13 protein-coding genes are annotated in these 12,519 nt (G+C 43.1%); 2 read left to right on the top strand and 11 right to left on the bottom strand.

The genetic code is table 11. The annotated features are described in order from the left end of the window. Window positions 1-18 precede the first annotated feature (18 nt). Window positions 19-852 (bottom strand): ABC transporter permease, encoded by an 834-nt coding sequence (locus ACPD8L_RS06935; protein WP_116218251.1) that lies wholly within the window; start codon window positions 850-852, stop codon window positions 19-21. Between the two features lie 12 nt (window positions 853-864). After that, entirely contained in the window at window positions 865-1,761 is an 897-nt protein-coding gene (locus tag ACPD8L_RS06930; protein WP_293301748.1) for an ABC transporter ATP-binding protein, read from the bottom strand. A gap of 74 nt (window positions 1,762-1,835) precedes the next feature. On the opposite strand from ACPD8L_RS06930, the gene ACPD8L_RS06925 reads away from it, so the two are divergent. Continuing rightward, on the top strand, window positions 1,836-2,912 hold the full coding sequence (locus tag ACPD8L_RS06925; RefSeq protein WP_116218249.1) for a hypothetical protein: 1,077 nt from the start codon (window positions 1,836-1,838) through the stop codon (window positions 2,910-2,912). Here the strand turns inward: ACPD8L_RS06925 and ACPD8L_RS06920 are convergent. From ACPD8L_RS06920 to ACPD8L_RS06885, 8 genes are read right to left on the bottom strand one after another with little or no spacing between them, the layout of a single operon-like run. Beyond that, window positions 2,909-3,967: a nucleoid-associated protein gene (locus tag ACPD8L_RS06920; RefSeq protein WP_423942665.1), complete on the bottom strand. Its 1,059-nt coding sequence runs from the start codon at window positions 3,965-3,967 to the stop codon at window positions 2,909-2,911. The two genes, ACPD8L_RS06925 and ACPD8L_RS06920, sit on opposite strands and share 4 nt — an antisense overlap. A 46-nt stretch (window positions 3,968-4,013) precedes the next feature. After that, window positions 4,014-4,514, bottom strand: a complete 501-nt coding sequence (locus tag ACPD8L_RS06915) for an IS1096 element passenger TnpR family protein (RefSeq protein ID WP_293301743.1) — start codon at window positions 4,512-4,514, stop codon at window positions 4,014-4,016. A gap of 43 nt (window positions 4,515-4,557) precedes the next feature. Then, window positions 4,558-5,571, bottom strand: a complete 1,014-nt coding sequence (locus tag ACPD8L_RS06910; RefSeq protein WP_423942663.1) for a COX15/CtaA family protein — start codon at window positions 5,569-5,571, stop codon at window positions 4,558-4,560. After that, window positions 5,568-6,998, bottom strand: a complete 1,431-nt coding sequence (locus ACPD8L_RS06905) for a CCA tRNA nucleotidyltransferase (RefSeq protein WP_421809811.1) — start codon at window positions 6,996-6,998, stop codon at window positions 5,568-5,570. Before ACPD8L_RS06905 ends, ACPD8L_RS06910 begins: the two co-directional genes overlap by 4 nt. A 1-nt stretch (window position 6,999) precedes the next feature. Then, window positions 7,000-7,572, bottom strand: a complete 573-nt coding sequence (locus ACPD8L_RS06900; protein ID WP_421809810.1) for an L-threonylcarbamoyladenylate synthase — start codon at window positions 7,570-7,572, stop codon at window positions 7,000-7,002. Continuing rightward, on the bottom strand, window positions 7,573-8,442 hold the full coding sequence (locus ACPD8L_RS06895) for an N-acetylneuraminate synthase family protein (RefSeq protein ID WP_116218243.1): 870 nt from the start codon (window positions 8,440-8,442) through the stop codon (window positions 7,573-7,575). After that, window positions 8,432-9,604, bottom strand: a complete 1,173-nt coding sequence (locus ACPD8L_RS06890) for a cytidylyltransferase domain-containing protein (protein WP_423942660.1) — start codon at window positions 9,602-9,604, stop codon at window positions 8,432-8,434. The genes ACPD8L_RS06895 and ACPD8L_RS06890 overlap by 11 nt, the downstream gene beginning before the upstream one ends. Window positions 9,605-9,613: 9 nt before the next feature. Next, the gene (locus ACPD8L_RS06885) at window positions 9,614-10,657 is read right to left on the bottom strand and encodes a glycosyltransferase family 52 (RefSeq protein WP_423942659.1); all 1,044 of its coding nucleotides are present in this window, start codon (window positions 10,655-10,657) and stop codon (window positions 9,614-9,616) included. 86 nt (window positions 10,658-10,743) lie between these two features. Between ACPD8L_RS06885 and ACPD8L_RS06880 the strand changes: the two genes are divergently transcribed. Further along, complete coding sequence (locus ACPD8L_RS06880) at window positions 10,744-11,556, top strand: glycosyltransferase family 2 protein (RefSeq protein WP_421809809.1); 813 nt, start codon at window positions 10,744-10,746, stop codon at window positions 11,554-11,556. On the opposite strand, the gene ACPD8L_RS06875 is transcribed toward ACPD8L_RS06880, so the two are convergent. Next, entirely contained in the window at window positions 11,538-12,341 is an 804-nt protein-coding gene (locus ACPD8L_RS06875) for a glycosyltransferase family 2 protein (RefSeq protein ID WP_293301728.1), read from the bottom strand. The two genes, ACPD8L_RS06880 and ACPD8L_RS06875, sit on opposite strands and share 19 nt — an antisense overlap. Between the last annotated feature and the right edge of the window lie 178 nt (window positions 12,342-12,519).

The raw sequence follows: 12,519 nt of genomic DNA, 5'->3' as shown, positions 1-12,519 counted from the left end.
TTAAATCATCATAAGATACTACAAATCACGCTTTTTAAGCAGTAGGTAAGACAAATAGATGAATATGGCCGTCCAAAAGATGACGATCAAGAACTCGTACCAATAGGTATGGTAGTCAAACCGAAGGTTTTCCCCGATTTGGTCCCCAATATTCTGTACTGCGGAAAGTCTGGAACCGGGTTCCTTGATCAAGTTCATCATGGATTCCAAAGGAAAGAAATCCTTGACCCGTTTGGCGGCGGGCCAACTCATGACCTTCCAACCCAGTAGGCCAAAGACGACCTGCTCCAATATGGTCCAAAGGATCAAGAACCCAAGGGCAAAGGCCGATCGTTTTACCAAAATGCCCAAAAAGAGACAGAAAGAGAAAAAGCCGACCAACTTTACAAAAAAGGCCAATAAAAACTCCAAATCTGAAAAAATGATGGACAACTCGTTGTAGTCCGAATAGGTCAACCCCAAAATCAAGGACACCACAAACACAAAAACCGTAGAAATCAAGGCAAAGGAAACTACGGTGAGTACCTTGGACATGAGGAATTCCTTTTTGGAAAACCCGTCTATCAAATTTTGTTTGATGGTCTTGTTGCTATATTCATTGGCCATCATGGAGACAATGACTATGGCCAAAAACAGCTTAAAAATGGCAGCCACAAAGGTGTTGAAATGCCATATATAGGGGAAATTAAAAATTCCTTGGTCGGCCAAGTGGAATTGCACCGGGCCAATGTCGAATTTGATGGCGGCAATCAGCGCAATGGAAGTCAATAGGATAAAATAGGAGATGATCAGTACTTTACTGGCCCTGTTGTTCCAAAGCTTTATGAATTCTATTTGTAGGAGACGTAGCATTCGTTTGGTGGATTAGTTGTTTTTGGTCAGGTTTAAAAATTGTTGTTCCAGACTTTCCTTGCGTTTTACCAGATGGGAAAGCACAATGCCTTTTTCAAACAACATTTTGTTGAGGGACTCAGCGTCCATTTCCTCCTTGAGATAGGCGGTAAGGGTGCCATTGTAACTATCGATTTTCCCAAAACTTGCATGTTGCTCCAAAAGGGTCTTGAGTTGGTCCATGTCTTCAGAACGAAGCTCAAAAAAGCCATGACTGGCCATCATGCCGTCCACAAGGCCCGAATACAATTTTTCACCTTTCCGAAGAATGACCACATGGGAACACACCTTTTCCACCTCGTCCAACAAATGGGACGCCAATAAAATGGTGGTCCCTTGCCCGGCAATGGTTTTGATGATCTCCCGTATCTGATGGATACCTTGTGGATCCAATCCATTGGTGGGTTCGTCCAGAATAAGGATTTCAGGGTCGTTGAGTAGGGCAGAGGCAATGGCCAAACGCTGCTTCATTCCAAGGGAATAGGTCTTGAACTTACTATCACGCCTGTCCCAAAGGCCCACCAATTCCAATTTTTCCTGAATCTTGGTTTCGGGTACTTCCTTGATCTTACAGACCAACTTAAGGTTTTGGATAGCGGTCATATACGGGTAAAAATTGGGGCGCTCTATAATGGCCCCCACTTTTTTCAAGGCCTCATGGGTAGAGGTGGAACCATCGAACCAACTAAAATCACCTGAAGTCCGGTTCACCACGTTCAAAATAATGCCCAAAGTGGTGGATTTGCCACTGCCATTGGGTCCCAATATACCATAGACGTTACCCTTCTCTATGGAAAAAGAAAGGTCTTTGACCGCGGTCAATGGGCCAAATTTTTTGGTGAGGTGATTTACGGTGAGTATAGTCTCCAAGATGGAATCGTTTTTTGATTAGTTTATAGTAACTTGACGAGGTATTGTACAATTTGTTACAAAATAGGAAAAGAATGTCCGAGGAAAGACTAATGTCCAAGAAAAAGCCTGCCTATCCGGTTCATAAAAAACTGGATAGTTATCTCCATAAATACAATAGAAAGATAGAGATCCCCATTTTTTATGATGATTTGCTCCGTTTTTCGGGTTCCGTGGTGGTCTACGATGCCAACGAGGAAGATACGCTTTGGGTAAGGGTGTATTATTCGGATTTTGACCGGCAGGAAATCGATCAGAGCTTAAAACAGGTCTATTCCATTTTGCATTCAGATGGTAGTGACCGAATTCTGGAGTACTTAAATGTTGATGCCATTGATTTTTGCACCTTCGGGAATTCTCAACCTTTTCGTATCAAAGTACGGAACATCCTCAACGACAACTACACCTATTTTTATGTGAAGAAGACCGATGCATCACGGGTGTACGGTTTGGAGTTGGAGCATATGCTCTCCCCGTACAACCTTAACTTTTTGGTGTATAAGGGAACGCTTATCGAGGAACATATTGCAGGAATTCCGGGGGATGTCTTCATCAAGGACATGCTGCCCAAATGTTCCGAATCCGAGAAGGCGCAATTGGCCAAGGAGTTTGTGAAGTTCAATGAGCGTTGCATGATCCGCTTGTTGGGCGATATGCGCTCCTACAACTATGTCATTGTCCCTGTCCATGATTTTGACCATGTGGTGTACCGCATCCGGGCCATTGATTTTGATCAACAGTGCTTCGAGGGGAAATTTAAGGTGTACCTGCCCCAATTCTTCAAGGAAAATTTGAAGATGGTGGAACTGGTGACCAATAAATTGCAGGAGTATTCCGTGGATCAATATAAAATTGAGGAACGCTCCATAGTGGCCAAACGTATCATCAGTTCCGGTACCCGAATCAAACGATTGATCAGCAGTGTTAAAATCGATGAGATTTCGTTGCCTGAAAATGTCGAACTTTTGAAGGGTGAACTACAGGATTTTACCCACGATGTGGAGTTTAAAAAATGCAAGAACATGGGCGAAGTGCTGGCCACGGCCTTGGATTTTGTGAAACGGAATTATGAGGATGTAAGTATGAAACAGATTATCGAAAAGAAATTCTAGCTCTTCTGTTCCTTGTTGAAATACACCAAATAGTAGTACATCTGTCGTTCCTCGTCCCAACCTTTTTCCACAAATTTTTGAGCGGATTCAGGATTGATGAAGTCCATTTTTATCTGGATGTTGGTGTCCAGATTAATGACATTCTTGATTTTCTTTCGGGCATCGGATACGGCCTTGTTGGCGATATCAAAATTGGAAACGTCCTCAATGCTGTATTTGGGACCTTTTTCAACCTTGTAGTGCTTAAATTCGGGAATCAATTCCGGGTTTTCCATCACCTCATTTAAAAAAGAGGTCTCCTCAAAGGCATCGTTCTTGGCAAAGTGGTTCACCGCGCGGTTCATGAATAGCACTTCCTGTTGTTTGTCCTCAGCGGGTAATACCACATCCTTGGCAAAGTTTTGGCAGAACTTGAGGTAGTTTTTGGTGTAAAAGTTTTCATCGGTCAGGGGAACAAGGCCCAAAAAGTTCTCCAACCAATATTTGGCGTCGTAACGGTTACTGTCAACGGACAGCACTTTGAAGCCTTCTTCCTTTTCCATGTTGAAAATGATGCAGCCCTTGTCCAGTTTGTTGATGTTGATGCCCTGTCGAATCAAGATTTCCAGATTCTGCTCCTTTTCCTGAAATTGAAGGAAATCATGTTTTAACTCACTTTTAAAAATGCCTACGGCATCGGTTTTTTTATTGTCGATGATCATGTCCGAAAAATGAACCACATACACTTCCCCACTTTTGATATGGGGGTGGTTGGATTGTTCAAACAGGTGACTCGTAATTTTTTTTGAGGCCTCATGTGCCGTTCCGTGGTCCAAGAACAATTCAGCAACCGATTTGTACACTTCGTTGAACTCCAAATCTACATCATTGAAAAATCGAAAATAGTTCTCTTCCTTCTCCCGAAAAGGTTTAAAAAAGTATTCTTTGAGCAATCCGGCCATTTCATCATTCAGGGAAAAAGGCTCCGCTGATAAAAAGGCAGATTCGTTTTTACTCTTGTTGCCCACTCTGTGGAGGGATATACTTTCAATTTGGGCGGAATATAGGTTTAGCATTTTTTAAGTTAGGAGTTAGGAGTTAGGAGTTAGGAGTTAGGGGTTGTTAGTTCCAGTTTTCGTCAAAATCCATGTCGTCATAACTGTCCAGAAGATTGTCAAAATCAACGGAAGCATCAGGGTCAGATTCAAACTTTTTTTCTGGGGGAGAATCAGGGAGTTCCCCAAAACTGAAGAGGACATTGGGATAAATTCTTCCATCTTCCTTGTCCACAATATCGGCCAATTCCACAAAAAAGGTCCACATGCTGAAAAAGTCGTACACGTAGATCATCTTTGGGTTTTTTTCGGTCATGACATCATCCAGTGCGGTTTCATTCATCAACCGGACGTCGGAACCGTTCTCACTCATATCAAACAAAGCGATTTCCTCATCTTGGTTCCATTCCTCGTCACAGGTATAAAAAGAGGCCATTTCACCACCCTCAAAACCAAAGGCTTGGGTTATGGCATTATGGAATTCTTCCAACGTGTTGTTATCCTCAATTTCAATGTCCCTGAAGATATCTTCCTCAGCATCAAGAATAATCCTGATCTTATAAATCATCCAAAAAATTTTAGAGTGGGCACAAATTTACGACAAATAGGTGTTATTTGGTGAACCGATGCAAGGTAAAGGTCATGGCCGCCAAAAGGAAAAATGCTCCGATCTGGTGTGCAATGCCCAACCACAAGGGAACCGCATATATTAGCGTAAGTACCCCCAGAACAAATTGCAAACCAACCAAGGCCAATAACAGTTTCAATCCTTTTTCCTGTAGGGGTGTGCGTTCCACTTTTCGGGTTTTGAACCAAATAAGGGCTATAAATCCAACCACAATATAGGCCAAGTAGCGGTGCACGAACTGCACGCCACTCTTACCTTCAAAAAAGTTCTTTATTACAGGTTGATGTTCGATGTAAACGGTCTCGTGCATCAATTTTCCCTCACTCATCATGGGCCAATGGTTGTGGATAAAACCAGCGTCCAATCCGGCCACAAAGGCACCCCAGATGATTTGGAGCAACAGGATCACATATCCAATCCGGATAAGGTTCCGTATACTGCGGTTGATTTCTTTTTTAGTAGGGTAGATCAGGTCCAAAGCCACCCAAAGGCTGAACGCAAAGGTAAGGAAGGCCATGGTGAGGTGGGACGCCAACCTGAAATGGGAAACATCGGGGTGGTCCACCAATCCGCTTTTTACCATATACCAACCCAAAAAGCCTTGAAATCCACCCAAAAACAAAAGGACCAAACATTTTTTAATGGTAGGCCGGTCCAGTTTTTTTGTGAACAGAAAATACAGAAAGGGCAAAATAAAGACCATGCCAATAAACCTTCCAATAAAGCGGTGCAGCCACTCCCAAAAGTAGATGTCCTTAAAATCCTCAATATCAAAATGGGAATTCAGCTTTTGGTACTCTGGGTACTGTTTGTAAAGGTCAAACGCCTCCTGCCATGCTTGTTCGTTCATGGGAGGAAGGGTGCCGTGGATCAATTTATAATCCGATATGGACAAGCCGGAATGGGTGAGCCGGGTAATTCCGCCTACCAATACCATCACAAAAATGAGCGCACAGCCCGTCAACAACCAATACACCACAGCTTTGTTCGTTTTCATTCCGATTGGACTTTTAAGTTCATTTTTTTGCCTTTTTCCAGCATAAACTGGTAAGCGGCCTCATATTCATTGGGAATTTCACCTTCCAAAATGGCCTCTTTGATGGCTTCTTTGATGATACCGATTTCCTTGGAAGGCTTTAAATTGAAGGTTTTCATGATTTCCTCACCGGAAACCGGGGGCTGGAAATTACGGATATGGTCCCGTTCTTCCACTTCCACTATTTTTTGACGGACGATTTGAAAATTGTTCTTGTACCTTCTTTGCTTCTTGGGATTTTTGGTGGTGATGTCCGCTTCGCAGAGGGTCATCAGGTCGTCCACATGATCGCCGGCGTCAAATACCAATCGCCGTACCGCGGAATCGGTAACATGGTCTTCGGCCAGAACGATAGGCCTGGAACTCATCAACACCATTTTTTGTACAAACTTCATTTTCTCGTTCAAGGGCATCCGCAAACGCTTGAAGAGTTTGTAAACCATTTTGGACCCAACAAATTCGTGGGCGTGGAAGGTCCACCCGATTTTTTTATGGAACTTTTTTGTGGGTGCCTTTCCAATGTCGTGCAGAAGCGCGGCCCATCGCAACCAAAGGTTGTCCGTGGTTTCGGAAATGTTGTCCACCACTTCCAAGGTATGCCAAAAATTATCCTTATGCCGTTGCCCTTCAATTTCCTCTATGCCCTGCAAAGCCGTTAATTCTGGAAGTATAATGGGCAAGAGTCCTGTTTTGTGCATCAACGAAAGACCTACGGATGGTTTTTCACTGAGCAATATTTTATGAAGTTCGTCCACAATGCGCTCCCCGGAAACAATCTTGATACGTTCTTGGTTTTCCGAAATGGCTTGGAGCGATTTCAATTCTATGGTAAAATGCAGTTGGGAGGCAAACCGGATGGCCCGCATCATACGCAAAGGGTCATCGGAATAAGTGATGCCGGGCTCCAAAGGGGTCCGGATGATTTCCCTGTCCAAATCGGCCAGTCCGTCAAAAGGGTCCAGAAGTTGCCCAAAATTGTTTTTGTTCAGTGCCAGAGCCATAGCGTTGATGGTAAAATCACGTCGGTTCTGGTCATCCTCCAAAGTGCCATCTTCCACTATGGGTTTTCTACTGTCCCGGTGGTAGCTTTCTTTCCTTGCACCCACAAACTCCAGTTCCAAATCCTTGTGTTTGATCATGGCTGTCCCAAAATTCTTGAAAACCGAGATGTCCGGTCTCCCCTTTAATTTTTTGGCCACTGCTTTGGCGAGCTGAATTCCACTGCCCACGGCAACGATATCAATATCTTTGGGTGTTTTTCGGTTCAAAAAGTAATCACGGACATATCCACCAATCACATAGGAGTCCACGCCCAGTTCATCGGAAGCTTCTCCAATAAGCTGAAAAATAGGATGTTGTATGGCCTCTGTGTGGAATTCTTGCGTCATTTTATTCCCGGATTACCTTCACCTGCCCGTCATTGCCCAATTTTATAATGGATGATGGGGAAGGATCTTTGTTTTCGTCCGGCAAATTTACCACATAGTCTACTCCTTTTAAAATTTCAGGACCGATATCCTTGAACCGTTTTGGGGTAGGTTCTCCAGAAATATTGGCAGATGTGGATACAATGGGCTTTCTAAATTTATTGATGAGGTATTGGCAAAACTTGTCCGAAGCCACCCGTATGGCCAAAGTATTGTCTTCGGCAACCAGGTTTTGAGCCACACCAATGGGTTCATCAAATACAATGGTTGTGGGTTTGGTAGCCAAATCCATGATATCATAGGCCACTTCGGGGACTTCTTTTACATGGCGCTCCAACATAGCCTGATTGGCCACAAGACAAATAAGGGCCTTGCTGTCCTCCCTGTTTTTAAGGGAATATACTTTCTGGACGGCTTCAGGATTTGTGGCGTCGCAACCAATGCCCCAAACGGTATCGGTAGGGTAAAGAATCAGTCCGCCTTGCTTCAGGACATCGAAGCATTTTTGCAGCTCTTCATTAAAATCGGCACCCATTTATTTTTTGTATTTCAACTTTTCGCGCTGTACACTCTCAATATCCAGAATGTCCTTTTGTTTGTAGGTCAATGCTTTGTGGGTGGCCCTGAGGTCCCTACACAGTTTGCGAAGTCCCATAGGCTCCAAGGAGGCGGCATGGTCGGTACCTTTCCAGGTCCGGTCAAGGGTAAAATGCCGTTCAATGACATGGGCGCCCAGAGTATAGGCGGCAACATCTATGGCAATTCCCAAGTGGTGCCCAGAAAACCCGATGCTTTTTACCTTGTCCCCATATTTTTCCTGAAGGGTTAAAATATCCAAGAGGCAGACATCCTCAAAAGGGACGGGATAGCCCGAGGTACAATTGTAGACGACCAAGTCTTTGCCTCTACCTCGCTCATCAAAAAAGTCCACAAGTATTTTGATTTCGTCCTTGGTGGTCATTCCCGTTGAGATATGGATTTCCCCATGGTAATTATCGCACAGCCATCCCAACATTTCAAAATTGTTGTTGCAGGCGGATGGGATTTTGATAAAATCCGGATTCAATCCGGCAATCTCCTTGGCTGATGTGGTTTCCCAAACCGAAGTGGAGTAAGTAATACCTACTTCTTCGCAATAGTCTTTCAATTCTTGGTGTTGGTCCACATCGAACTCCAAAAATTCTCGGTGTGCCCCATAAGTATCCCCGTAAGAGTTGATGGGATTAGGGTGGGGGGCATTATACTGCGCCTCGGTAAGCAATTCTTTATTGTTCCGCTTTTGGAATTTTACCGCGTTGGCATTGCCAAAAATCTTGGCCATGTTGATCAACTCCTTGGCGATTTTCATGTCGCCTTTGTGGTTGCATCCGATTTCGGCAATGATATAGGGTTCTTTATAGGTCATTGAATCTTAGATTATAGTTGATGATAAATTCGCAAGCCTCGCGAATGGCACCTTGCGCAGATTTGTTCTTTAAGACCATATCCGCATGGTGTTTGATATGTTTGGTTGCGTTTGATGGGCAAAAGGACCAGCCGGCCCTTAGGATGTTGCTCCAATCGTTTACGTCGTCCCCAATATAGGCAATCTCCTTTGGGGAGATATTTCTTTCCGAACAAAGGTTTTCCAGAAACGAATATTTGTCCTTTACACCCAAAAAGGTATCCGCTATCTTCAATTTTTTCATACGCTGACCCACTACTTGTGAATTTTCGGAAGTCATGACCATGACATTGACCCCATGCTCGCGCAATACTTCCAGTCCCATGCCATCGCGCATGTCAAAGCGTTTGGAAAATTCCCCTTCTTTGTTGAAGGTGACGCTTCCGTCCGTGAAAACGCCATCCACATCTAAAATAAAGTGGTTGATGCGTTGGGCGGATTTGTTGGATTTGAAATGGGAAATCAGCAATTGCTCAATAATCTGAAAGTCAGTTTCTGAATCAATCTCCACCAAGGTTTCCTCATGCATTTCAATAAGGCCAATGGAACCGCTCAACCTATTTTTGGACTCCAGAAGTACTTCTTTATTGGTGCAGTAGACCGCCCCATTTTCAATAAGAAGTCCATCAAAATCCTGTCGTCTGGGTCTTGCCTTGTAGTCGTAGTTCAACGGTTTGCCATCTTTGGACCAAGTGAAACGGTGGGTATTCACTACACTGAGGACAGCATCAAAACCTCCATTGTCCAATTGGGCCAAGGCCGCGTTGATGTCGCTCCTTTTGGTGAGGGGCGATGTGGCCTGTAGTAGACAAAAAATATCGAAATCTATCTGTGCGGATTCGCAGAACTCCAACATGGCGGCTTCGGTGGAAGCCGTATCCGAAGCATTTTCATCGGAGCGTTTCAAGGGTTTCACCTTTGGCGCCCATTTAAAATGCTGGGAAATGTAATCGATGATGTCATCGTCATCGGTAAAGACATAGACCTCGTCAAGGTTTGAGAAGATGGCCTCCGTCAAGACCCAAGTGAACAAGGGTCTGCCCAACAGTTTCTTTTTGTTCTTGCCGGGGATGCCCTTTGAGTTTTTTCGTAGTGGTATGAATCCGATGCTTTTTTTTGACATAACTGAATGCTATGGATGAACGTCCATGTTCTTTATCAGGTTCTTGGTTGCTTTAACGGTAAATTTATCCAAATAATCCTTGCCCAGAAAAAATCTGTGCTTAACAATTTCCAAATTGGAGAGTGCGGTGGAAAACAGGGTGTAGCCTTTTTCAAAGTAAAAACCTTGGCGTAGCCCCAATATTTCTATGGGGAAAAGGGCGGGTAACACGGTAATGTCCTTAAAATGTTCTTCGTATTGGGTGGTCTCCCTTGGATGGGTTTTCAAAATAATATTCATGTCCGAAGGGACCTTGGAAATCACATCTCGGTAGATGGCTATTTTTTCGGCCTCGCTCTTTATGACCTTGTCCTCGGATATGGGTTGGGTCAGTATAAGGGCGTTGTTGTCCCCTTTGATGGCAAAGGCATTTTCCGGCAGAAAAATGGAGAAGATTTCCTGTTTGGTTTTTTCATCCAGCTTGGCCACCTCTTTTTTAATATTCAGCTCCACAGCCTTTTTGGGGAGTGGGGCAGGTAACTTTTCAGGGAATTGGGCAAAAATGGTCTTTATCTCTTTATCAAAACCACCACCAATGGGCGTCTTGGTAAGATAGGTCTTTATGAATTGTTCAAAGCCACTGTGCCGCTGGCTATAGGTACGGGCACCATCCTCTATCATATTGAGGTCTTTTTTGCCAAACTCGTAGAGAAAATAGCTTTTGGACGAATCGGTATCGCACAGATAGATGTCCGAATTTTGGATAAAGGGCTTTTCCTTGGCGAGAACAGGGTGTTTGGATTCCAAGTAGGGAATGAGTTTTTGTTTCCTTCGGAATGAATAATTGAATTTTCCGAGGTCGGACACATGGTCTTTTCGTTCCGATATGATATGGACGTCCCGGAAAAAGTGCTTTTTTAGGTTGGGGATAAGGGTTTCGATCATGGGTGTGCTTTCCACCAAAAAAAGAAGATTTTCCCCTAGATTATGCGTTTCGTATCTCGAATCTTTCAGGATATGCAGGAGTGCAAGATAAATATGATATATGGTAGATCCCACATAGGTTCTGGACATACGGGTCAGATTAATAGGAGGAATTTATTGGAGATGAATGGCAAAAAACTACTTTTGTAAAATTACTCAAAAGTAAACAATATTCAGTGATTCAGGTAAGCGTCATAGTAAGTACCTACAATAACCCGGAATGGTTGAAAAAAGTCCTATGGGGTTTCAATTGCCAAACATACAGGGGTTTTGAGCTTATAGTGGCCGATGATGGTTCGGGGCCCGAGACGAAACAGATGGTAGAAGAAATGCGGGAGCAGGTCTTTTATGACATCAAGCATGTTTGGCAAGAAGATGAAGGGTTTCAGAAATGCAGAATCCTGAACAAGGCCATTGATGTTTGCGATGCGGAATACATCATCATGACAGATGGGGATTGTATTCCCAGGGAAGATTTTGTGCAGGTGCATTACATCAACAAAGAGCAAGGTTATTTTATTTCTGGGGGGTATTATATGCTGCCCATGAACATTTCAAAGGCCATTACTTTGGAGGATATTGAAAAACAGAACTGTTTTAATATCCAATGGTTGAAGGAGATGGGTATTCCCAAGACTTTTAAGAATAATAAGCTGACAGCAAGTGGGTTTATCTCAAAACTTTTGAATACGATTACACCAACCAATGCCAGTTGGAACGGTCACAATTCCTCGGCTTGGAAAAAAGATGTCCTTAATGTGAACGGCTTTGATGAACGGATGCAATATGGAGGCGAGGACAGAGAATTGGGAGAGCGTCTGTTCAATTTTGGAATAAAGTCAAAGCAACTCAGGTATAGTGCGGTCTGCGTTCATTTGGACCATAAGAGAGGGTATAAAACACCAGAGGCGATTGCCAAAAATCAATTGATAAGGAAGGAGACAAAGTCCAAAAAGGCAGTTTGGACGCACTACGGCATTACCAAATAGTAGGCCAATTCGTTTTTCTTTTCCAATCGTTTAAGCTCACGGAACCTTTCCAATACACCAAGGGCGTTAAGGTAACAGATTTTGATGCCTTTTTTGCCATCCAAGAAGCCAAGTCTTATAATGTAGTGGTTGAAGAATTTCCAAAAAGGTTTTACGATCATGAGCACATAGTTAAAATGCTTTTCCTTGTAAAAGTCCTCTTTGGCCTTTAACTGTCCGTACTTTAGCATTTTACCTTTATAATCTTCGTAATTTTTATAGCAATAATGGGTAAGCCTCTCTTTTAAGATACCGGAACAACCATCCACTTCCAACGTTTCATGCACCAATTTTTTGTCGGTGAAACGCACTTTGCTTTTCCTGAAGAGTCTATGGTTTTTGTCTGTTTGCCACCCACTGAAATTAAGTGGTGTGTTTTGGAACATGAACTTGCGATAAAACCAATAGGCTTCGCAGGCTTCAGGGTCATTAATGGTGGCCGTAATTTCCTTTTGTAATTTTTGGGTCACTACCTCATCAGCATCCAAAAAAAGAACCCAATCATTTTTGGCCTGTTTTAGGGTGAATGACTTTTGTGCAGTAAAATTCTCAAAAGGGTTTTGGATGACCCTTACTTTGGGATGTGCCAATAAATACTCGTAGGTACCATCAGTGCTGTAAGAGTCAACAACGATGATTTCATCAGCAAATGAAACGGAATCGATACATTTTTCAATGTAACCCATTTCATTGTAGGTAATGATCAATGCTGATATTTTTTGCTTTGGGGTGCTCACTTTGGGCATTTTCAATGGTATAGGGTTTGGTATGTACAAAACTATAACAAAAAAACAGGGATAAAATTGTTTATCCGTTTATTTTTCTTACAACAATTAAACATCAAAATCCCCTACTTTTTGAATGATTTTATGGTTGTTTTGTACATGATAGAGTATGAAAACACAATTGGGTTGCTTCTCTTTT

Source organism: Flagellimonas algicida (assembly GCF_049629585.1).
Taxonomy (GTDB): Bacteria; Bacteroidota; Bacteroidia; order Flavobacteriales; family Flavobacteriaceae; genus Flagellimonas.
Note: the sequence above shows the minus strand (reverse complement) of the source record. Positions and strands in the feature narration are given on the sequence as shown.